The following is a 23921-nucleotide window of genomic DNA, read 5'->3' on the forward strand; positions in this document are numbered from 1 at the left end:
CGGCTCACCCCCGTCCCTTGCGAGGAAGCGGCACCCCGATGGCCAATGAAGACAAGCTCCGCGACTACCTCAAGCGGGTCATGGCTGATCTCCACGACACCCGCCGCCGGCTCAGTGAGGCGCAGTCCCAGGAACTGGAGCCGGTCGCGATCGTGGCGATGAGCTGCCGCCTGCCCGGCGGGGTGCGCAACCCCGACGACCTGTGGGAGCTGCTGAGCCAGGGCCGGGACGCCGTCGCCCCGTTCCCCGCCGATCGGGGCTGGGACGTCGAACGGCTCTACCACCCCGACCCCGACCACCCGGGCACCTCGTACGCCCGCGAGGGTGGGTTCATCGACGGCGCCGGCGACTTCGACTCCGCGTTCTTCGGCATCTCGCCCCGCGAGGCGTTGACCATGGACCCGCAGCAGCGGCTGCTGCTGGAGACGTCCTGGGAGGCCGTCGAGGCCGCCGGCATCGACCCCGCCTCGCTGCGCGGCAGCCGCACCGGCGTCTTCGTCGGCACCAACGGGCAGGACTACGGGACCCTGCTGATGATGTCGCCCGACGGCGACGAGGGCCACTCGATGACCGGCGGCGCGGCGGCCGTCGCGTCCGGCCGGGTGTCGTACACCCTCGGCCTCGAAGGGCCGGCCGTCTCCATCGACACGGCATGCTCGTCGTCGCTGGTCGCGCTGCACCTCGCCGTGCAGGCGCTGCGGGCGGGGGAGTGCGACCTCGCCCTGGCCGGCGGCGTGACCGTCATGGCCACCCCCGGCCTCTACATCGGGTCCAGCCGGCAACGCGCCCTCTCCCCGGACGGGCGGTGCAAGTCGTTCGCCGCCGCCGCCGACGGCGCCGGGTTCTCCGAGGGCGTCGGCTGGCTGCTGGTCGAGCGGCTGTCGGACGCGCGGCGCCACGGCCACCAGGTCCTCGCCGTCGTACGCGGCTCCGCCGTCAACCAGGACGGCGCGTCCAACGGCCTCACCGCCCCGAACGGGCCCGCGCAGCAGCGGGTGATCAGCCAGGCCCTCGCCTCGGCCCGCCTGTCCACCGCCGACGTGGACGTGGTGGAGGCACACGGCACGGGCACCACTCTCGGCGACCCGATCGAGGCGCAGGCGCTCCTGGCCACGTACGGGCAGGACCGGGGCGACGCCGCGCCGCTGCTGCTCGGCTCGGTCAAGTCGAACATCGGGCACGCCCAGGCGGCGGCCGGCGTGGCCGGCGTGATCAAGATGGTCCTCGCGATGCGGCACGGCGTCGTCCCGGCGACGCTGCACGTGGACGCCCCGTCGCCGCACATCGACTGGTCTGCGGGTGCGGTGGACCTGGTCACCGAGGCGACGCCGTGGCCGCAGACGGGTCGTACGCGTCGTTCGGCGGTGTCGTCGTTCGGCATCTCCGGCACCAACGCCCACGTCATCCTCGAACAGCCCGACGAGTCCGCCGACGCGTCGGCCGGGGCCCGCTCGCCGGGGCTGGTCGACGCCGACGTGACGGTGTGGCCGGTGTCGGCCCGGTCGAAGGCGGCCCTGGCCGGTCAGGCCGAGCGGCTGGCCGCGTACGTGCGGGAGCACGGCGTGCTGGACACCGCGGCGGTCGGTTGGTCGCTGGCGACGACCCGGTCGACGTTCGACCAGCGGGCCGCCGTGGTCGGGTCTGGGGTCGAGGAACTGCTGTCGGGGCTGGACGCTCTCGCGAGTGGTCTGCCGGCGGGCAACGTGGTGTCCGGTGTCGCCGCGTCCCCCGGTGCGGGTCCGGTGTTCGTGTTTCCGGGTCAGGGTGCGCAGTCGGCACGCATGGCGGCCGGCCTGGTGGGTCGTACGCCCGTCTTCGACGGGAAGCTGGCCGAGTGTCAGCGGGCCCTCGCCCCGCATCTCGACGTGGATCTCGTGTCGGTGTTGACGGGGGACGACGAGTCGTGGTTGGAGCGGGTGGAGGTGGTGCAGCCGGTCCTGTGGGCCGTGGGCATCGCCCTGGCCGCCGTGTGGGAGCACGCGGGCGTCTCGCCGCAGGCGGTGGTCGGCCACTCCCAAGGTGAGATCGGCGCTGCCTGTGTCGCAGGGATCCTGTCCCTCGACGACGCGGCGAGGACCGTCGCGTTGCGGTCGCGGGCCCTGGCGGTGTTGCGGGGGACCGGCACCATGGCGTCGGTGGACCTGTCCGCCGACGCGGTCACCGAACGCCTTGCCGCGTTCCCGGGCGTGGGTGTGGCCGCCGTGAACGGCCCGTCCACGGTGGTCGTCTCGGGTCCGCCTCAGCCTGTCGCGGACCTGGTGGACGCCTGCCAGGCCGACGGGATCCGGGCCCGCCTGATCCCGGTGGACTACGCGTCGCATTCCCCGTCGGTGCAGGACGTCGCGGAGCGGCTGCGCGCCGACCTGGCCGACGTCACCCCCCAGCCGGGCCGCATCCGGCTCGTGTCGACGCTCACCGGTGACTGGGTCGAGCCGGGGAGCATGACGGCGGACTACTGGTATGACAACCTGCGGCAGACCGTGCAGTTCGATGCCGCCGTCCGGGTCGCTATCGCCGCCGGGCACACCACGTTCGTGGAGATCAGCCCGCATCCGGTGTTGACGATGCCGGTGACGGCGATCCTCGACGACGCGGGGGTCACCGGTTACACGCTGGGCAGCCTGCGGCGGGGTGACGACGACCCGACGCGGCTGCTGACCAACCTGGCCACCGCGCACGCGATCGGCCTGCCCGTCCACCTGCGCACCGTGCTCGCCGAGACGGCGACCGTCGACCTGCCCACGTACGCGTTCGACCACCACCGGTACTGGCCCGCCCCGCCGCTGTTCCTCACCCAGGGCGAGGCCGCGCCCGACATCGACCGGTGGCGGTACCGGATCACCTGGCCCGCCCTGCCCGACCTGCCGCTGACCTGGCTCGCCGGTACGTGGCTGGTCCCGTTGCCCGCCGGCACGGCCGACGACCCGCTGGTCGCCGGGGTGCTCGGCGCGCTCGGCAACTTCGGCGCGGACGTCGTACCCGTCGAGGTGGACGCCACCGCCGACGCCGCGACCCTCGCCGACGGGCTGCGCGCCGCGCTGCCGGCGGACGGGCCGGCGGCCGTGCTGTCCCTGCTCGGCCTCGACGGGCGGGCGCACCCCGACCACCCGGCCACCTCCCTCGGCGTCACCGGGACGGTGGCGCTGGTGCAGGCGCTCGGGACGCTCGGCGTCGAGGCGCCGCTGTGGTGCGCGACCCGGGGGGCCGTCGCCGTCGTCGCCGACGACCAGCCGCCGCACCCCACGGCCGCCGCCGTCTGGGGCCTCGGCCGCGCCGTCGCCCTGGAACACCCCGGCCGCTGGGGCGGCCTGATCGACCTGCCCGACAGCCTCGACGCGCACGCCGGGGCCCTGCTCTGCGCGGCGCTCGGCGACACCGGCGGCGAGGACCAGCTCGCCGTCCGCGACTCCGGGGTGTACGCCCGCCGGCTCACCCGGATCACCGACCCCGAGCCGACCACCCCCGGCGACCCGGCCTCTTCCGAGGCGGCCGACGACGCCGAGAGGGCCGTAGCCGTCAGCTCCGACGCGGCCGGCGACGCCCCCTCCGCCGACGGGGCCCGGCACGCCACCGACGGCGCGGCCGACGGCGGCTGGCGGATGCGCGGCACCGTGCTGATCACCGGCGGCACCGGCGGCCTCGGCGGGCACCTCGCCCGCTGGGCCGCCCGCCACGGCGCGGCGCACCTGCTGCTGGCCAGCCGGCGCGGCCCCGACGCCCCGGGCGCGGCCGAGCTGGAGGCCGAGCTGACCGACCTCGGCGTACGGGTCACCGTCGCCGCCTGCGACGTCACCGACCGCGCCCAGCTCGCCACCCTCCTCGCCGCCGCACCGGCCGACGCGCCGCTGAGCGCCGTGCTGCACACCGCCGCCGTCCTCGACGACGGCATCGTCGACACGGCCACCCCGCTGCGCCTGCACACCGTCGCCGCGCCCAAGTGCGTCGCCGCCGACCATCTCGACGCGCTGACCCGCGACCTCGACCTCGACGCGTTCGTGCTGTTCTCCTCCGTCGCCGGCACCACCGGCAACGCCGGCCAGGGCGCGTACGGGGCGGCGAACGCCTACCTCGACGCCCTCGCCGAGCGGCGGCGCGCGCAGGGCCGGCCCGCCCTGTCCGTGGCGTGGGGGGCGTGGAGCGGGGCCGGCCTGCCCGCCGACAACGAGCGCGCCCAGCAGCGGCTGCGCCGGGGCGGCATGGTCGGCATGGACCCCGACCTGGCCGTCGAGGCCCTCGCCCGCGCGCTGCGCCGGGGCGAGACGACGACGCTGATCGCCGACATCGACTGGGCCCGGTTCGCGCCCGCCTTCACCCTGGTCCGGCCCAGCCCTCTGATCGGCGACCTGCCCGAGGTGGTCGAGGCGGCCCGGCCGGCCGCCGCGCCGGACGCCGAGGAGGAGGCGGACGCGCCGTCGGGTGCGCTCGCCCGCCGGCTCGCCGGGCTGTCCCGGGCCGACCGCGCCGAGGCGCTGCTGGAGCTGGTCCGCCAGTGCGCGGCGACCGCGCTGGGCTACGGCTCGGCCGACGACGTGCCGGCCACCCGCCCGTTCCGGGACCTGGGGCTGGACTCGCTGACCGCCGTGGACATGCGCAACTTCCTGGCCACCGCCACCGACCTGCGGCTGCCCGCCACGCTCGCCTTCGACTACCCGAATCCGACGGTGCTCGCCGCGCACCTGGCGGAGCTGCTCACCGGCGCCGACCCCGAGCCGGCGGCCCCCGCGCCGGCCGCCGCGCCCGTGGACGACGAGCCCATCGCGATCGTCGCGATGAGCTGCCGGCTGCCCGGCGGCGCGGACAACCCGGAGCAGCTGTGGCAGCTCCTCGCGGCCGGCGGCGACGCGATCGGCGAGTTCCCCACCGACCGGGGCTGGGACCTCGACCGGCTGTTCGACTCCGACCCGGAGAACGAGGGCACCAGCTACGCCCGGGAGGGCGGCTTCGTCACCGGCGTCGCCGACTTCGACCCCGTCTTCTTCGGCATCAGCCCCCGCGAGGCCCTCGCCATGGACCCGCAGCAGCGGCTGCTGCTGGAGGCGTCCTGGGAGGCCATCGAGCGGGCCGGCATCGACCCGCAGGCCCTGCGGGGCACCCCCACCGGCGTGTTCGTCGGCACCAACTACCAGGACTACCGCAACCTCATGTTCAGCGCCGAGGGCGCCGAGGGGCACCTGATGACCGGCAACGCCGGCAGCGTGCTCTCCGGCCGGGTGTCGTACACCCTCGGGTTGGAGGGGCCCGCCGTGTCGGTCGACACGGCCTGCTCGTCGTCGCTGGTCGCCCTGCACTGGGCCTGCCAGGCGCTGCGCCAGGCGGAGTGCTCCATGGCCCTCGTCGGCGGCGTCACCGTCATGTCCACCCCCGGCGTGTTCGTCGGCTTCAGCCGGCAGCGGGGGCTGGCCCCGGACAGCCGGGTCAAGGCGTTCGCGTCGGCCGCCGACGGCACGAGCTGGGGCGAGGGGCTGGGCGTGCTGCTGGTGGAGCGGCTGTCCGACGCCCGCCGCAACGGCCACCCCGTGCTCGCGGTGATCCGGGGCTCCGCCGTCAACCAGGACGGCGCGTCCAACGGGCTGACCGCCCCGAACGGGCCGTCGCAGCAGCGGGTCATCCGGCAGGCTCTCGCCAACGCCCGCCTCACCCCGGCGGACGTGGACGCCGTCGAGGCGCACGGCACCGGCACGAAGCTGGGCGACCCGATCGAGGCGCAGGCGCTGCTCGCCACGTACGGGCGGGAGCGCCCCGCCGACCAGCCGCTGTGGCTCGGCTCGATCAAGTCGAACATCGGCCACACCCAGGCCGCCGCCGGGGTCGCCGGCATCATCAAGATGGTCCTCGCGCTGCGCTACGGCTTCCTGCCGGCGACCCTGCACGTCGACGAGCCCACCGACCAGGTGGACTGGAGCGTCGGCGCGGTCGAGCTGCTCACCGAGGGCCGGCCCTGGCCGGTCACCGGCCACCCGCGCCGGGCCGCCGTCTCCTCCTTCGGCATCAGCGGCACCAACGCGCACACCATCCTGGAGCAGGCCCCCGACGAGCCCGCCCCGGTCGCGCCGGCCGGCGACCCGGGCCGGCTGCCGGTGGTGCCGGTGCTGCTGTCGGCGCGTACCCCGGCGGCCCTCGCCGCCCAGGCCGGGCCGTGGGCCGACCAGCTCACCGGGCCGGAGGCCCCGCCGATGGTCGACGTCGGCTGGTCGTCGGCGGTGACCCGGGCCGACCTGGACCACCGGGCCGTCGTCCTGGCCGCCGACCGGATCGCCCTGCGCACCGGGCTGCGCGCCCTCGCCACCGGCGACGACTCGCCGCTGCTGGTCACCGGGGCCGTCGCGCCCCGCCCGAAGGTGGCGTACCTGTTCTCCGGGCAGGGCGCGCAGCGGGCCGGGATGGGCCGCGAGCTGGCCGAGGCGTTCCCCGTCTTCGCCGCCGCCCTCGACGAGGTCTGCGCCGTCTGCGACCCGCACCTGCCCGGGCCGCTGCGGCCGGTGCTGTTCGCCGAGCCCGGCACCGCCGACGCGGCGCTGCTCGACCGCACCGAATACACCCAGCCCGCGCTGTTCGCCGTCGAGGTGGCGCTGTTCCGGCTCCTCGACGCGTGGGGGCTGCGGCCCGACGCGGTCGCCGGGCACTCCATCGGCGAGTTCGCCGCCGCCCACGCCGCCGGGATGCTGTCGCTGGCCGACGCCGCCGCGCTGGTCGCCGCCCGGGGCCGGCTCATGCAGGCCCTGCCCGACGGCGGGGCGATGCTCGCCGTCGCCGCCGCCGAGGCCGACGTGCTCGCCTCGCTCGGCGACCGCGCCGACCGGGTCTCCGTCGCCGCCGTCAACGGCCCCGCCGCCGTGGTGCTCTCCGGGGCCGGCGACGCCGTCGAGGAACTGGCCGCCGAGTGGGCCGCCCGGGGCGTACGGGTGCGGCGGCTCACCGTCAGCCACGCCTTCCACAGCCCGCTGATGGACCCGGTGCTCGCCGACCTCGCCGCCGTCGCCGGGCGGCTGGACTGGCAGGCACCGACCGTGCCGATGGTCTCCACGGTCACCGGCGCGCCCGTCGGCGCGGACGAGCTGGCCGACCCGGCCTACTGGGCGCGGCACGCCCGCGACGCCGTACGCTTCGCCGACGCCGTCGCGGCCCTGCGCGGGCAGGGCACCACCGCGTACGTCGAGATCGGCCCCGACGGGGTGCTCACCGCGCTCACCCAGGCCGTCCTCGCCGAGGGCGCCCCGGCCGGCGGGCGGGCCCCGCTGGTCGCGCCGACCCTGCGCCGGGACCGCCCCGAGCCGGCGGCCCTGCTGCGGGCCGTCGCCGCCCTGCACACCCACGGCGTCAGCCCCGACTGGCCCACCCTGTACGCCGAGACCGGCGCGCAGCGCGTCGACCTGCCCACGTACGTGTTCGACCGGCAGCGGTACTGGCCGGAGCCTCCGCCGTGGGCCACCGCCGGCCCCGCCGCGGGCGACGGCGACGCCGACGACACCGAGGTGGAGCGCCGGTTCTGGGCGGCCGTCGACGCCGAGGACCTCGACTCCCTGGCCCGCGAGCTGGACGTCGACCGCGACCAGCCGTTCGGGGCGGTGCTGCCGGCCCTGTCGGCGTGGCGGCGGCGCGGCCGGGAACGGTCCCTCGTGGACGCCTCCCGCTACCGGGCGGTCTGGGAGCCCCTCGCGGCCACCCCGGAGCCGCAGGAGCCCGGCCACTGGCTGGTGCTGCTGCCCGCCGACCGGGTCGACGACCCCGTCCTGGACTCCTGCACCTGGACCCTCGGCACCGACGTGACCACCGTCGGCGTCGACCTCGCCGCCGACCCCGACGAGCTGGGCGGGCAACTCGCCGACGTGCTCGGCGAGGCCCTCGACGCCGCCGAGGGGACCCTGTCGGTGCTGTCGTTCCTCGGCCTGGACGACGCCCCGCACGCCGAGCACCCGGCGCTGCCGCGCGGCCTCGCCGCGACCGTCCAGCTGCTCCAGGAACTCGCCGACCGCGACGCGGCGGCCCGCCTGTGGTGCGTCACCCAGGGCGCCGTCGGCACCGGCGACGGCGACGCGCCGGCCAACCCCCGGCAGGCGACGCTGTGGGGGCTGGGCCGGGTGGCGGCGCTGGAGCAGCCGGCCCGCTGGGGCGGACTGGTCGACCTGCCCGCCACGATCGACAGCTGGGCCGCGATGCGGCTCGGCAACGTCCTCACCGGCGGCGTCGCCGAGGACCAGCTCGCCGTCCGCGAGTCCGACGTGCTGGTACGCCGCCTCGCCCCGGCCGGCACCGCCGGGGAACCCGAGCCGTGGCAGCCCCGGGGCACCGTGCTGATCACCGGCGGCACCGGCGCGCTCGGCGGGCACGTGGCCCGCTGGGTGGCCGCCGCCGGCGCGCAGCGGGTGGTGCTGACCAGCCGCCGCGGCACCGACACCCCCGGCGCGGCGGAGCTGCTGGCCGAGCTGACCGCCCTCGGCGTCGACTGCCGGGTCGCCCGGTGCGACGCCGCCGACCGGGCCGGCATGACCGACCTGATCGCCGACCTGCGCCGCGACGGGCCGCCGCTGCGCGCCGTGGTGCACGCCGCCGGGGTCAGCGAGGTGGTGCCGCTGACCGACACGACGCTGGAGGACCTCGCGTACGTCATCGCCCCGAAGCTCGTCGGCGCGGAGCTGCTCGACGAGCTGCTCGACGGCGTCGAGCTGGACGCGTTCGTGCTGTTCTCGTCCATCGCGGCGGTGTGGGGCAGCGGCGGGCAGGGCGCGTACGCCGCCGGCAACGCCCACCTCGACGCGCTCGCCGAGGCCCGCCGCGGCCGGGGCCTGCCCGCCACGTCGGTGGCGTGGGGGCCGTGGACCGAGTCGGGCATGTTCTCCGACGGCGCGCCGGAGCAGCTGCGCCGCCGGGGCCTGCGGGTCATGCCGCCGGGCGTGGCGCTGGCCGGGCTGCGGCACGCCCTCGCCGCCGGGGACACCTGCGTCACCGTCGCCGACGTCGACTGGGCCACCTTCCACCCGCTGTTCACCGCGCTGCGGCCCAGCCCGCTGCTGGCCGACCTGCCGGCCGTGCACGCGCTGACCGCCGCCCCGGCCGCCGCGCCGGACCCGGCCGCGCCCGCCGGCCGGGACCTGCTCGCCGGGCTGCGGTCGCTGCCCGGCCAGGAGCGGCGGGCCGCGCTGCTGGAGATGGTGCGGGTGGACGCGGCGAAGGTCCTCGGCCACTCCTCCGCCGACGCGATCGAAACCGACCGGGGCTTCCTCGACCTCGGCTTCGACTCGCTGACCGCCGTGGAGCTGCGCAACCTGCTCACCGCCGCGACCGGCCACGACCTGCCCACCACGGTCGTGTTCGACTACCCGACCCCGGCGGGCCTCGCCGACCACCTGCACGAGGAGCTGTTCGGCGCCGAGGCCGGGCCGGACGCCGGCCCCGCCGTGGGCGGCACCGGCGACGAGGAGCAGGTGCGGCGGGTCCTCGCCGCGATCCCGCTGGACCAGCTGCGCCAGGCCGGCCTGCTCGAACAGCTCCTCCAGCTCGCGCACACGGTCACCGGCCCGGCCGCGCCGGCCGCCCCGGCCGCCCCCGAGACGGAGATCCGCGAACTCGACGTCGCCGGCCTGGTCCGGATGGCCCTGGAAGGCACCGACTCGTGACCCGGCCCGCCCCAAGGAGCCCCGAATGAGCGTCTCGCTGGACGAGGTCGTCAGCGCGCTGCGCGCGTCCCTGCTCGACAACCAGAAGCTGCGCCAGCAGAACCAGCAGCTCGCCGCCACGCTCGGCGAACCGGTGGCGATCATCGGGATGAGCTGCCGGTTCCCCGGCGGGGTCGACTCGCCGGAGCGGCTGTGGGACCTCGTCGCCGCCGGCACCGACGCCATGGCCCCGTTCCCCGGCGACCGGGGCTGGAACATGGACGCGCTCTACGACGCCGACCCGGCCAGCCGGGGCACCTCGTACGTGCGCGACGGCGGGTTCCTCTACGACGCCGGGGACTTCGACGCCGCGTTCTTCGGCATCAGCCCCCGCGAGGCGCTCGCCATGGACCCGCAGCAGCGGCTGCTGCTGGAGGCCGCGTGGGAGACGTTCGAGCGGGCCGGGATCGACCCGACGACGCTGCGCGGCGCGCCCACCGGCGTGTACGCGGCCACCAGCAGCCAGGGCGACTACGCGGCCCTGCTGTCCGGGGTCGGCGGCGGCGTCGAGGGCTACCTCGGCACCGGCAGCGCCGCCGCCGTGGCCAGCGGCCGCATCTCGTACGCCCTCGGCCTGGAGGGGCCGGCCGTCACCGTCGACACGGCCTGCTCGTCGTCGCTGGTGGCGCTGCACCTGGCCTGCCAGGCGCTGCGGCTCGGCGAGTGCACCCTCGCCCTGGCCGGCGGGGTGTCGGTGATGGCCACCCCGACGGTCTTCGTCGAGTTCTCCCGCCAGCGGGGCCTGTCCACCGACGGGCGGTGCAAGTCGTTCGCCGCCGCCGCCGACGGCACCGGCTGGTCCGAGGGCGTCGGCATGCTGCTCGTCGAGCGGCTCTCCGACGCCCGCCGCAACGGCCACCGGGTCCTCGCCGTGATCCGGGGCAGCGCCGTCAACCAGGACGGGGCCAGCAGCGGCCTCACCGCCCCCAACGGCCCCTCGCAGCGCCGGGTCATCCGCCAGGCCCTCGCCAACGCCGGGCTCACCGCCGCCGACGTCGACGTCGTCGAGGCGCACGGCACCGGCACCACCCTCGGCGACCCGATCGAGGCGCAGGCGCTGCTCGCCACGTACGGGCAGGGCCGGGGCGACGCCGCGCCGCTGCTGCTCGGCTCGGTGAAGTCCAACATCGGCCACACCCAGGCCGCGGCTGGCGTCGCCGGGGTGATCAAGATGGTGCTCGCCATGCGGCACGGGGTGCTGCCGCCCACCCTGCACGTCGACGAGCCCACCCCGCACGTCGACTGGTCCGCCGGGGCGGTGACCCTGCTGACCGAGACCACCCCGTGGCCGGACACCGGCCGGCCCCGCCGCGCCGGGGTGTCCGCGTTCGGGGTCAGCGGCACCAACGCGCACACCATCGTCGAACAGGCCGACCCCGCCGACGCCGAGCCCACCCGGCCGGCCGGGACGCCCGCCCCGCCGGTGCCGTGGATCGTCTCCGCCCGCTCCGCCCCGGCCCTCGCCGGGCAGGCCCGCCGGCTGCTCGACCACCTCGCCGCCCATCCCGACCTGGCCCCGGCCGACGTGGCGTACTCGCTGGTCACCACCCGGGCCGCCCTGCCGCACCGGGCCGCCGTCACCGGCGACGACGCCGACGCGCTGCGCGCCGGCCTGCGCGCGGTCGCCGAGGACCGGCCGGCCCCCCACGTCGTACGCGGCGTGGCCCGCCCCGCCGGCAAGCTCGCCTTCCTGTTCACCGGGCAGGGCGCGCAGCGCCCTGGCATGGGCGCGGAGCTGCACCGCCGGTTCCCCGTCTTCGCCGCCGCGTTCGACGAGGTGGCCGCCGAACTCGACCGGCACCTGCCCCGCCCGCTGCGCGAGGTCGTCTTCGCCGCGCCGGGCACCCCCGAGGCGGCCCTGCTGGACCGCACCGAGTTCGCCCAGCCGGCGCTGTTCGCGTACGAGGTGGCCGCGTACCGGCTGGTCACCGCGTGGGGGCTGCGCCCGCAGCAGCTCCTCGGGCACTCCGTCGGCGGGCTGGCCGCCGCGCACGTCGCCGGGGTGCTGTCGCTGGCCGACGCCGCCGCGCTGGTGGCCGCCCGGGGCCGGCTCATGCAGGCCCTGCCCGACGGCGGGGCGATGCTGGCGGTGCGGGCGTCCGAGGCCGAGGTGGCCCCGCTGCTCGACGGCCGGGTCGCCCTGGCCGCCGTGAACGGCCCCGCGTCGGTGGTGCTCTCCGGCGACGCCGACGCGGTGGCGGCGGCCGGTGAACGGCTCGCCGCGCAGGGCCACCGGACCCGCCCGCTGCGGGTCAGCCACGCGTTCCACTCTGCCCGGATGGACGCGATGCTGGCCGACTTCCGGGTGGTCGCCGAGAAGGTCACCTGGCATCCGCCGGCCGTGCCGCTGGTGTCCGACCGCACCGGGGCCCCGCTGAGCGCCGCCGAGGCCACCGACCCCGGCTACTGGGTCGACCACGTCCGGGACACCGTCCGCTTCCACGCCGGCCTGGCCACCCTCGCCGCCGCCGGGGTCGGCACCTTCCTGGAGCTGGGCCCCGACGGCGCGCTCACCGCCCTGGGCCGGGAGTGCCTGCCGGACGCCGACGCGGCGGCGTTCGCGCCCGTCGGCCGCCGGGACCAGCCGGAGGCGGCCACCCTGCTCGCCGCGCTCGCCGCCGTCGACCTGCGCGGGGCGGGCGTCGACTGGGCCGCGCCCTTCGCCGGCACCGACGCCGCCCGGGTGGACCTGCCCACCTACGCGTTCCACCACGAGCGGTACTGGCCGGAGCCGCCGACGCTGCACCTCGCCCCCCGACCGGCGTCCGACGACGCCGAGGAGACGCCGGCCGGCGAGCCGGTCGTCGACCCGGCGCGGCTGCTGCGGGACCGGCTCGTCGCCAGCGCGGTCGGCGACCGGCACCGGATCCTGCTCGACCTGGTCCGGGCGCAGGTGGCGACCGTGCTCGGGCACGCCTCGCCCGGGGCGATCGAGGCCGACCGGGACTTCCTGGAGCTGGGCTTCGACTCGCTGACCGCGCTGGAGCTGCGCGACGCGCTGCGCCAGGAGACCGGGGCGGAGCTGTCGGCCACCCTGCTGTTCGACCACCCCACCCCGACGGCGCTGGCCCGGCACCTGCTCGGCCAGCTGCTCGGCGCGGCCGGCGACGCGGCGGCCGGCGACGGCACGCCGGAGGGGGCCGGCGGCATCCTCGGCGGACTGTTCCGCGAGCCCAAGGCCCGCGAGGACGCCGCCGGATACGCCGAGCTGCTGGTCAAGCTCGCCCAGTTCCGCCCCAGCTTCACCGAGCCCGGCCAGCTCAGCCGCCCGGCGGCGATCCTGCGGCTCGCCGAGGGCGGCACCGGCGCGGCCCCGATCGTGTTCTGCTGCACCATGTCGCTGCTCTCCGGCCCGCACGAGTACGCCCGCGTCGCCGCCGGCTTCCGGGGCCACCGCGACGTGTGGGCGCTGCCCAACCCCGGCTTCGCCGTCGGCGAGGAACTCCCCGCCGACCTGGACGCGCTGCTGCGGGTGCACGCCGACACGGTGCTGCGGACGGTCGGCGGCGGCCCGTTCGTCCTCGCCGGACACTCCGGCGGCGCGATGGTCGCCAACGTGCTCGCCCGGGAGCTGGAACGGCAGGGCCGGCCGCCCGCCGCGGTGGTGCTGATGGACACCTACCCGGCCGACAGCGAGGTGCTCGGCGGCTGGACGGGGCAACTGCTCGACGGGATGGTCGAGCGGGACAGCGCGTACACGCCGATGGACGACTACCGCACCACCGCCTGGGCCGGCTACCTGCCGCTGTTCCTCACCTGGCAGCCCGCCCCGCTGGAGTCGGCGACGCTGCTGGTGCGGGCCACCCGGCCGCTGGGGCAGTGGCACGGCGAACCCGACGGGTGGCGGTCGCGGTGGCCGTACCCGCACGAGGCGGTGGACGCCGACGGCGACCACTTCACCATGGTCGGCGAGCGGGGCCCCGACCTGGCCGCCACCGTGCAGCGGTGGCTGGCCGACCGGGGCCTGTGACACCGCCCCTGGCCTGCCCCTAGCACCCCCTAACGAAGCGATTGACATCTGTCCCAGCAGGGACCAGGACGGGAGCATGGCGACGTGGACGAGGCAGTGGTGGTCGAGGAGCTGGTCAAGCGCTACCAGCCCAACATGCCGCCGGCGGTGGACGGGCTGAGCTTCTCCGTCGCCGCCGGTGAGGTCTTCGGTCTGCTCGGGCCGAACGGCGCGGGCAAGACCACGACGATCGGGGTGCTGACGACCCGGGTGCGGGCCACCTCGGGGCGGGCGGTCGTGTGCGGGGCGGACGTCGTCCGCTCGCCGGCCGCGGCCCGGCAACTGCTGGCGGTGGTGCCGCAGCGGGTCAACCTGGACCGGGCGCTGACCGTCCGGCAGAACCTGCTGTTCCACTCGGCGTACCACCGGGTGTCCCGGTCGGTGCGCACGAAGCGGGCCGACGAGCTGCTGGAGCAGATGGGCCTGAAGGACTTCGCGAACGCCCGCACGGACTTCCTCTCCGGCGGCCTGGCCCAGCGCACGATGATCGCGCGGGCGCTGATGCACGCGCCGAAGGTGCTCTTCCTCGACGAGCCGTCCGGCGGCCTCGACCCGCAGTCGCGGCTGTTCGTGCACGACCGGATTGCCGAGCTGAAGCAGGCCGGCGTGACCGTCGTGGTGACCACCCACGACATGGACGAGGCGGAGAAGCTCTGCGACCGGGTCGGCATCGTCGACCACGGCAAGCTGCTCACCCTGGACACCCCGGCGGCGCTGACCCGCACCCTGCCGGGCAGCAGCACGCTGACCCTGGTGGTGGCCGCCGGTGCCCCCGCCGAGGACGTGCAGGCGGCGCTGGGCAACGTCGCCGACGTGGAGCGCGTCGAGCGGCTGCGCGCCGGCGGCCCGCCCGGCGGGATGCCGATGTTCCCCGGGATGCCGCCGATGCCGGTGCCGGACGCCCCCGCCGACCCCGACGCCACGCTGTCGTTCCGCCTCTACACCGGCACCGCGCCGGCCAACGCCGTGCCGATGGCGCTGAAGATCCTCACCGACCTGCGCTGCGAGGTCCGTGACCTCAGCATCGGCCAGCCGAGCCTCGAAGACGTCTTCATCCACCTGACCGGAAGGGAACTTCGGTGAGCGTCACCGCACCCGCCACCCCGTCGACCGCCGTGGCGCCGGCCGCGCCGGTGCGCGGGCTGGACCAGCTCGCCACCTTCCGGGCGGTGCTCTGGCGCGACATGTTCGTCACCAGCCGGGAGCTGGGCGCGTTCTTCGCCCAGGTGTTCCTCCAGCCGCTGTTCATGCTGCTGATCTTCGGCAAGGTCCTCACCAGCCTCGGCTACGCCAGCAACGACTTCGCCAACGTGCTGCTGCCCGGCGTCATCGCGCTCAACGCGTTCCTCATCGGCCTGGAGAACACCGCCCTGCCGATGGTGATGGACTTCTCCTTCACCCGCGAGATCGAGGACCGGCTGCTGTCGCCGATGGCGATCCCGCTGGTCGCGTTCGAGAAGATCGTCTTCGGGGCGATCCGGGGCGTCATCGCCGGCGTGGTGCTGATCCCCATCGGCATGCTGATGCTCGGCGTCACGTGGCCGCTGTCGACGCTGCTGCCGGTGCTCGGGGTGCTCACCGCCGGGGCGATGGTCGGCGCGGCCATGGGCCTGACGTTCGGCACGCTCGTCCCGCCGCACCGCATCCAGATCATGTTCACCGTGACGATGACGCCGCTGATGTTCACCGGCGCCACCCAGTTCCCGCTGCGCGCCCTGGACCAGCTGCCCTGGTTCCAGGTGATCTGCGCCCTCAACCCGCTCACCTACGTCAGCGAGGCCACCCGGTCGCTGGTCGCCCCGCCCGGGGTGCAGTCGGTGCCGCTGTGGCTGGACCTGATCGTGCTGGCCGGGGTGTTCGTGCTGTTCAGCGCCATCGGCATCCGCGGCTTCATGCGCCGGGCGATGGACTGAGGCGGCCGGCGCGATGACGACTCAGGGGGCCGGCGCGACGACGGCCGACGAGAGCCCGCTGCTGATCGTCACCTCGGGCAGCTCCGGGCTGTTCAACCCGTTGCTCACCCTGGCCGGCGAGCTGAGGCGCCGGGGGACGCGCCGGGTGTTCTTCGCCTGCACCGACGAGCGGCGGGCCGACGTCGAGGGCCTGCCCGGCGGCGGGGAGCTGACCTTCCTGTCGCTGGGGCCGGCCCGCCTGGCGGTGCGCCCCGAGCACTGGGACGACGAGACCCACCGGCGGATGTCCGCCGGCAGCCGGGTGGAGAACTTCGCGACGTACGTCGACACCTCCGTCGACTACGACTACCTGCACGAGCTGTACGAGCGCTGCCTGACCCTGGTCGACGAGGTGGCCCCGGCGCTGGCCGTGGTCGACTCGTTCGCCTCGTTCGGGATGGACGCGATGACCGTCCGGGGCGTGCCGTTCGTGATCAGCGTGTCGGTGCCGCCGTCGAACTTCCTCCAGGACAGCCTGCCGCCGACGTACCCGATGCCGCTGTCGGGGCTGCCGCTGCACATGAGCCCGAGCCAGCAGGCCGCCAACGGCCGCCACCGTGAGGCGCTGCTGAAGACCCTGATGGAGCCGCAGCGGCTGGCCCGCAACACCGCCGCCGCCCAGCGCCGCAGGGCCGCCGGGATCCCCAACGTGGAGCTGCGGCCCTCGCTGTACGCGCAGGCGGCGCGGGCGCTGCTGGCGTACACGGTCTTCGGGTTGGAATATCCCTTCGCCACCGCGCCGGCGACGCTGCGCACGGTCGGCTCGATGGTGCCCACCGAGATCGTGCCGAGCCCCGACGGCGCGGAGCTGCGCGGCTGGCTCGACGCCCACGAGTCGGTGGTCTACGTCGGGTTCGGCACCATCATGCGCCCGACCGCCGCCCAGGTGGCCGCGCTCGTCGACGTCGCCGCCCGGCTCGGCCCCGACCACCACGTGCTGTGGAAGCTCCCCGCCGACCGGCAGCGGCACCTGCCGCCGGCCGCCGAGCTGCCGGCGAACCTGCGCGTCGAGTCGTGGCTGCCGTCGCAGGTGGAGGTGCTGGCCCACCCGCACGTGCGGGTCTTCTTCAACCACGCCGCCGCCAACGCGATCCACGAGGCGGCCTGGTTCGGCGTGCCGCAACTCGTGCTGCCGTTCTGGTTCGACTGCCACGACGGCGCGGTCCGGGTCGTCGACGCGGGCGTCGCCCTGGCCGTCGAGCACGACGACACCCTCGACGTCGACGACATCGTGGCGAAGCTGCGCCGGCTGCTGACCGAGCGGACCTTCCGGGACCGAGCGGCGCTGTGGAGCCGCCGGCTGCGCCAGGCCGGCGGGGTCAGCGCCGCCGCCGACCTGGTGCTGCGTCACCGCGACGAGGCGGCGGCGTCGCGTCGCGCCGTCGCGCCCGCCGCCGGCTGAGGCCCTTCCCCCGTACGCGAAAGGGGGCGGCGCGGTGGTCACCCACCGCGCCGCCCCTGCGTCGTCGGTCAGGACGCCGCGCCCTGCGGCTCCTCGGCCAGCGGCTCCGCGTAGGCGACGAGCCGGGCCGGCAGGTCGGTGCGCCGCTTGACGTCCAGCTTCCGGTAGACCCGGGTGAGGTGCTGCTCCACGGTGCTGACGGTGATGAACAGCTTGCTGGAGATCTGCCGGTTGGTGTGCCCCTGGGCGGCCAGCGCGGCGACCCGGCGCTCGGCCTCGCTGAGCCCGTCGTCCGGCTCGTGCGCCTCGGCCCCGGCCGGGTACGCCGGCAGCCCGCCGCCCGCGTCGCGCCGGATCAGCCGCTGGGCCAGCACCGACGCCCCGCAGTCCTGGGCCAGCTGGTAGGCCCGGCGCACCAGCAGCCGGGCGCGCGCCGAGTCGCCGGCCCGCTGCAGGCTCTGGCCGGTGTCGCCGAGGGCCCGCACCAGCTCCAGCCGGTCGCCGCAGCCCTGGAGCAGGTTGACCGCCTCGCCGAGCAGCTTGCGCCGGTGGTCCGGGGCGGCGGTGGTGGCGAGCAGTCGCAGCGACCGCCCCCGGGTCCGGTCGTCGACCCCGTGCGCGACGCGCAGCTGCTCCTGCAGGAGCTGGGTGGCGTGGGTCTTGTTGCCGACGCTGAGCTGCACCCGGGCCAGCTCCAGCCGCCACGGCACCAGCCCGGCCACGTCGATGCCCCAGCCGCGCATCAGCTCCCCGCAGCGGCGCAGGTCGGCGGTCGCCGCGTGCGGCCGGCCCATGGCCAGGTGGTGCCGGCCCCGGGCGGCCAGGTAGTGCACGCCCAGCGGGGTGCGGAACATGCCGGCCGGGACGGGGTGGGCCAGCCACCGGTCGGCCTCGGCGAACCGGCCCGCCTCGGTCGCGCAGGCGATCAGCGTGGCCAGCGGCCCGGCGATGGCCACCCCCCACGCAGGGGCGGGGATGTCCTCCAGCGCCGCGCGGGCGTGGTGCTCCGCGCCCGGCAGGTCGCCCAGCCGCAGCGCGGCCTCGGCGCGGACCGCCCGCACGACGGCCCGCCACACCGGGGCGTGCCGGACCGCCGGCCGGTTGAGCAGGATCTCGGCCCAGGCCACGACCCGGTCGCAGCGGCCCGACCAGAGCAGCGCGAGCAGCGGGGCGGTGAGCAGCCCCAACGCCCCGTCGTCGGTGTGGTGCCGTTGCAGCAGCTGCTCGGCGGTGGCCACGGTGTCGTTGTCGGCGTTCGGCAGCAGCGCCGTGCCGAGCACCGTGACGGCCTGCAACTGGGGGCTGATCGACGTCGGCGCGGTCGCCGCCCGGCTCCACGTGCTCGGCGTCTCCCGCACGGAGGCCAGCTGGTCGGGGTGGGAGAGGGAGACCAGCAGCTGCATGGCCCGCAGCCGGCCGGCGTGGCCGGCGGCGGAGCCGGGGTCGTCGTCTCCGGAGATGCCGCTGACGGCCTCGGTGGCCTCCTCCGCCCGCCCCTGCCAGAGCAGGAACGGCACGGTGGACAGGGCGGCCCCGGTGGACCAGCCGGTGGCCCGCGCGGTCTCCACCAGCTCGGTCAGGTGCCCGTTGACGGCGAGCGGGTTGACCTGCCAGCGGGCGTTGACCAGCATCGCGGTGGCGGCGGTGCGCTGGCGCTCGTCGACGTCGGCGCGGGCGACCAGGCGCAGGCACGCCGCGGCCACGTCGGGCCGGCCCGACGCCAGGGCCTGCGCGGCGGCGTCGGAGAGCACGGGCACCACCCAGGGGGCGTCCGCCCACGCGGCGGCGACCAGGTGCTCGGCCACCGCGCCCGGCTCCGCGCCGTGCTCGTGCAGCACCTCGGCGACCCGCTGGTGCAGGCCGCGACGCTCCTCGGGGGACATGTCGGTCAGGATGGACCGCAGGATGCGGGGGTGGCGCAGCTGGTCGGAGTCCATCAGCCCGGAGGTGCGCAGCACCCGCACCGCCGGGGCGGCCGACTCGGGCACCACGTCGAGGACGTGGCCGAGCAGCTCGGCCGGGACGGGGCGGTTCAGCACGGCGAGGGCCTGCGCGACGCGCCGTACCCCGGGCTCGTGCCGGTAGAGGCAGCCGAGGACGGCCTGGTCGAACGGGTCGCCGCCGGTCGGGTCGGCCCCCCGCTCGTCGGCCGCCCCGCCGGGGGCCCGCTCGTCGATGAGGGCGCGGGTGAGCAGCGGGTTGCCGCCGGTCATGCTGAGGCACCGTTCGGCCGTCTCCCGGGCGGCGGCGGCCCCGCCGTCGGCGTCGACCAGCCGGGCGATCCCGTCGACGGTCAACGGCGGCAGGTTGATCCGCGAGAAGTACGGCTGGCTGAGCAGCTCGGCGCGGAACAGCGGGTGCGGCGGGCGCAGCGTCGACGCCTCGGCGAGCACCACCATGATCCGGGCGTGCCGCAGTCGGCGGGTGACGTAGAGCAGGCAGTGCAGCGACGCCGGGTCGGCGTGGTGCACGTCGTCGACGGCGAGGACCAGCGGCCCGGCGTCGGCGAGGTCGAGCAGGGCCGTGAACAGGCCGTGCAGCAGGGGCGCCCAGACCCGGTCGCCGGCGGCCGCCCCGTCGGCCGCGTCCCCGCCGGGCTCCGGCAGGGGCACGGCGAAGGCGGCGTCCCGCATCAGGTTCTCGATCCGGGTGGCCGCCTGCTGCTCCAGCCTTGCACTGTGGAACAGCTGCCCCAGGACTCCGAGATGGAGCCCGCGTTCCGCCCGCGACCCGGCCGCGCCGAGCACCCGCCCCCCGGCGGCCGCGGCCCACTCGCTGAACGTCTCCAACAGACTCGTCTTGCCGCTGCCCACCGCGCCCGTCACGAGCGCGACGTGTCCGCGTTGGTGCTCCGCGCAGGCGTCGAACGCCCTCCGGAGCCGGTCCAGTTGTTCCTCCCGCTGCACCAGCACCACTCGTGTCAGCCCTTCTCGTACGCGGTGCCGGGCCGGGAACACCGGCGCTGACCGACACCGCCCCCCCAAGCCGGACAGCCGCCCCTCCACCACACCCACCCGTCGCACCGGGTAGGGGTGGAGCGCACCGGGCCGCCATGCCGGGTGGACCTGAACTGTCCCCTGACCGGACCGCGCTCCCCAGCGAGCGATCCGGATGTCCAGGCGAGTTTGGCACCGGGCCGGGTGTGCGACAACGGGCGCGAGACCCCATCGTTTCGCGCGCAAACCTGCGGATCCGGGTGGCCGTTAGGGGTTGCCAGCGACGCCGTAAGGGGGGTCGGCGACGGCCGGGCGGCGGCACGTGTCGACGGGACGTACGGCGGGTGTCGACACGGCGGGGTGATGGTGTCACACGCTCGGGTCCCGGCGCACCTCCACCAGGGCACGACGGCGGGACGTCCGGCGGACGGACGTCGGCGTTCGGGTGTTCCGGGTGGTCGGCGGGTCGGTGGGACGGTGGGTGCGGCGGGGGTCAGCGCCGGGCGTCGTCGTCGCGGCCGGGGGGCGTGCGGGGAGCGCCCAGGCGTTCCGCCGGCAGCGCGCCGGGCCGGTCCAACCGCAGCCGTACGGCCAACTGCCGGCGCGAGTCGACGTCGAGCTTGCGGTAGATGCGCGTCAGCCGCTGCTCGATCGCGCTGACCGTCAGGAACAGCTTCTCGGCGATCTCCCGGTTGGTGTGGCCCTGCGCGGCCAGGGTGGCCACCCGCGACTCGGTGTCGCTGAGCCCCTCCACCAGCACCGCCACGTCGGGGTCGGCGCCGACCGGTCCACCCCGGGCGGTGCCGGCGGCCGGCCGCAGCAGCGGCAGGCCGCACTCCTGGGCCAGCGTCCGGGCGGCCCGTGCCGCCTTGCGGGCCTGCCGCAGGTCGCCCGCCTGCTGGTAGGCGTGGCCCAGGTCGGTGAGGCTGTGCGCGAGCTCCATCCGGTCGCCGCACTGGCGCAGCAGCCGCACGGAGCCGCGCAGGTGCGGGATCGGGTCCGGCCCGTCCTGCGCCGCCGCCAGCACCCGCAGCGCGGCGGCCCGGTACCGCACGTGGCCGGGCCGCAGCCGGCCCAGTTCCTCCCGGACCAGCTTCTCGGCCTGCTGCCGGCGGCCGATCTGCAGCAGGGCCCGGGCCGACTCGGTGCGCCACGGGATGAGCGCCGGCAGGTCCAGCCGCCAGGCCGTCATCAGCTGCCCGCAGAGCTGGAAGTCGGCCAGGGCGCTTTCCGGGCTGCCGGCGGCCAGCGCGTGCAGCCCCCGGGCGTGCAGGTAGTGCAGCCCGAACGGGGTCTCGAAGAGCACCTGGGGCACGGGAACCTGGAGGCAGGCCGCCGCCGCGTCGAGTTCACCCAGGAACGTCAGGGCCCGCAGCCGGATGGCCAGCGGTATGCCGATCACCACGCCCCAGCCCTTCGGGGAGAGCTGGGTCAGCGCGGTGTCGGCCAGCTTCTGCGCCCGGGGCAGGTCGCCGCGCCGGCCGGCGATCGCGGCGTCGAGGGCGGTCAGCATCGCCGCCGGGGTGGGATGCCGGCTGACGGTGGCGCTGCGGCCCAGCCGGCCGCACCAGTCGCCGGCGAGGTCCAGCCGGTCGGCGTAGATCATGGTGATCAGGGCGCAGATGGCGGTCCACATGTCCCGCTCGTCGTCCAGCCCGATGGTGGACAGCACCCGGTCGGCCTCCTCGACGGCACCGCCGTCGCCCCGCTCCAGCACGGAGGCCAGCATGGTCACGCCCTGGAGCCGCTGCTTCACCTTCGCGACGGTCAGCGGGTCCCGCCGGGCCGGGGCGGGGGCTGTGTGGTCGATCGTCACCCCGGGGTAGAGGGTGGCCATCCAGCCCTTGGTGACCAGCAGCTCGGCGGCGGAGCGCGGGTCGCTGCTGTCGGCGCGCTCGCCCAGGTGCTGGACCAGCTCGACGGCCTTGTCGATCTGGCCGTGCCAGAGCAGGTACTGGATCGGCCCGGCGGCCTGCGTGCTGCCCAGGTGCCCGGCCCGGACGGCGCTGGCCACCCCCTGGAGGTGGGGCATCGCGGCCTGCGGGTCGAGGCGCCACTCGGCGCGGGCGAGGGCGGAGCGGGCGCGCGCCCGCAGGCACTCGTCGGCGCAGTCCCGGTTGGCGCGGCGCAGGAACCGCAGGGCCGCGTCCACCTCGCCGTCCAGCAGCGCCTGCTCACCGGCGTCGAGCAGGGTCCGGGCCATCCACGGCTCGGCCAGCTCGTCGGTGCGCAGCAGGTGCCCGGCGACCAGGACCGGCGACGCGCCGTCCTCGTGCAGCAGGCAGGCGGCGAGCCGGTGCAGCCGGGCGCGTTCCTCGGCGGTGGTCCCGTCGAGCACGGCCCGTCCGACGGCGGGGTGCCGCAGGCCGCCCTCGGTGATCAGGCCGGCGCTGGTGGACTCGTCGATCGCGAGCAGGGCGGACTCCGCGCGTACGTCGACGAGCTGCGGCAGCAGGGCGCCGTGCAGCGGCTCGTCGGTCACCGCGAGCGCCCGGGCGGCCTTGAGCACCAGGTGCTCGCACCGGTAGAGGCAGCTCAGCACGGCCTCCCGGAACGCCTCGCCGGCCTCCGGGCGGGCGGCGCCGCGCGGCGCGGCGGTCAGGTGGTCGTCGGCGAGCGCCTGCACCAGCAGGGGGTTCCCGCCGCTGATCCGGTGCACCTCCTCGGCGACGCTGCGCGCCGTCGGCACGCCGAGCCGGTCGGCCAGGGTCTGGTAGGTCCCGTCCGGGGTGAGCAGGGGGATCCGGATCCGGTGCAGCCTGGCGGGTTGCAGCAGCTCGGCGTAGACCTCGGGGTGCCACGGCCGGGTGCGGGGCGCCTCGGTCAGCACGATCAGCACGGGCAGGCCGGGGATACGCCGGGCCACGTAGTCCAGGCAGCGCAGCGACGGCACGTCGGCGTGGTGGACGTCGTCGACCCCGATCACCAGGGGACCCCGGGCGGCCAGCTCCAGCAGGGCGCCGCCGATCGCCGCGATGGTCCGGGCCGCCCCCTCCTGGTCGTCGTCGAGGTCGGGCCAGCTGAGGGCGCCCCGGTCGAGCAGCCGTTCGAGGCGGGCGCGGGCGTCGTCCGGCGGAGCCGCCCGGACGAGTTGGCGGACGACCTCCAGCGGGACGGCACGTTCGGCCCGGGAGGCGCTCGCCCCGAGGAAGCGGGCGTCGGCGTCGGCGGCCCGCCGGGCGAAGGCCTGCAACAGGGTGGTCTTGCCGGCGCCGACGGGGCCGGTCAGCGCGATCACCGGCCGGGCGTCGGCGGGCGGACCGGCGGGGGTGCCCAGGTCGCCGAGCCGGCGGGCCAGGAGGTCGAGCTGGTGGGACCGTTCGCTCAGCTCCATGGGCGTGGCCTCGGAAGGCGCGCGGGGCCAGCCGTCACGGGGCCCGCCACCTTCCCTGGTCTGCCATCGAGCCTGACGAAATCGGAGACCGGCAATTTTCGACCCATTCCCGTATTGGCGAATATAGACGGCCGTCACGCGTTCGCGGCGGGCCATCGATTAGCTTGACTGGCTGATGCTCCCGGACCAGGGCTCTACCAGCACCTTCGACAATTCTAGGGCCCGTCCGGACGCATCCCCCCGCTATCGACCGCCGTGCATGCTGGGAGTATGGCAGTCCGGCAATTGGGCGGCAAGCCGAAGGTTGTAAAGGATAGGCAAACATCGGTTTGGTGCCTTCGGGCGACGCCGGGCCCGTCGGCGGAACTGACAGCGGACCGTCGCCGGGTGAATTCACAAAGTGATACGTGAGCGTTTCTCCGGTCGGTTGATGCCGTTTTCGGGGCTTGCCGACAATTGGGTGGAAAGGGCTGTGCGGCCCCGTTGACCCCAAGGGAGCGCTCCCCGTGCCGCGGTGCCGAGGGTCGCCGGTCCCGCCGGAGCCGGCCCGCGCCCGGCCTCCGGCGACGGTGGCGCTGCGTGGCATCCGCGCGCGCGGCGCCGCGTCGGCGTCCGGCGGGTCTGCCGCCCCGGCG

7 protein-coding genes are annotated in these 23921 nt (G+C 76.2%); 5 read left to right on the forward strand and 2 right to left on the reverse strand.

The features are described from left to right. Nucleotides 1-38: 38 nt before the first annotated feature. The 5 genes from LPU61_RS05565 to LPU61_RS05585 all read left to right on the forward strand — a co-directional run bounded on the left by LPU61_RS05565 (nt 39) and on the right by LPU61_RS05585 (nt 17016). Nucleotides 39-9614 (forward strand): type I polyketide synthase, encoded by a 9576-nt coding sequence (locus tag LPU61_RS05565; RefSeq protein WP_229404328.1) that lies wholly within the window; start codon nt 39-41, stop codon nt 9612-9614. Between the two features lie 25 nt (nt 9615-9639). After that, nucleotides 9640-13623, forward strand: coding sequence for an alpha/beta fold hydrolase (locus LPU61_RS05570; protein ID WP_305071870.1), 3984 nt, complete (start codon nt 9640-9642; stop codon nt 13621-13623). An 84-nt stretch (nt 13624-13707) separates the two neighbouring features. Beyond that, nucleotides 13708-14745, forward strand: coding sequence for an ABC transporter ATP-binding protein (locus LPU61_RS05575; protein ID WP_043962724.1), 1038 nt, complete (start codon nt 13708-13710; stop codon nt 14743-14745). Beyond that, nucleotides 14742-15575: an ABC transporter permease gene (locus LPU61_RS05580; RefSeq protein ID WP_043962725.1), complete on the forward strand. Its 834-nt coding sequence runs from the start codon at nt 14742-14744 to the stop codon at nt 15573-15575. Before LPU61_RS05575 ends, LPU61_RS05580 begins: the two co-directional genes overlap by 4 nt. A 13-nt stretch (nt 15576-15588) precedes the next feature. After that, a complete protein-coding gene (locus LPU61_RS05585) occupies nt 15589-17016 on the forward strand; it encodes a glycosyltransferase (protein WP_229404329.1) in 1428 nt (475 codons plus the stop codon). 68 nt (nt 17017-17084) lie between these two features. Here the strand turns inward: LPU61_RS05585 and LPU61_RS05590 are convergent, their stop codons facing one another. Then, the gene (locus LPU61_RS05590) at nt 17085-19931 is read right to left on the reverse strand and encodes an AAA family ATPase (RefSeq protein WP_229404330.1); all 2847 of its coding nucleotides are present in this window, start codon (nt 19929-19931) and stop codon (nt 17085-17087) included. A gap of 514 nt (nt 19932-20445) precedes the next feature. Next, the gene (locus LPU61_RS05595) at nt 20446-23286 is read right to left on the reverse strand and encodes an AAA family ATPase (protein WP_082106254.1); all 2841 of its coding nucleotides are present in this window, start codon (nt 23284-23286) and stop codon (nt 20446-20448) included. Nucleotides 23287-23921: the final 635 nt, after the last annotated feature.

The sequence above is a fragment of the Micromonospora sp. NBRC 110038 genome, assembly GCF_020884815.1.
GTDB classification, from domain to species: Bacteria; Actinomycetota; Actinomycetes; order Mycobacteriales; family Micromonosporaceae; genus Micromonospora; species Micromonospora haikouensis.

Excerpts from the sequence above, each read along its gene's own strand:
- LPU61_RS05595 (WP_082106254.1), bottom strand. The coding sequence starts at position 23,286 with ATGGAGCTGAGCGAACGGTCCCACCAGCTCGACCTCCTGGCCCGCCGG.
- LPU61_RS05570 (WP_305071870.1), top strand. The coding sequence starts at position 9,640 with ATGAGCGTCTCGCTGGACGAGGTCGTCAGCGCGCTGCGCGCGTCCCTG.
- LPU61_RS05565 (WP_229404328.1), top strand. The coding sequence starts at position 39 with ATGGCCAATGAAGACAAGCTCCGCGACTACCTCAAGCGGGTCATGGCT.
- LPU61_RS05585 (WP_229404329.1), top strand. The coding sequence starts at position 15,589 with ATGACGACTCAGGGGGCCGGCGCGACGACGGCCGACGAGAGCCCGCTG.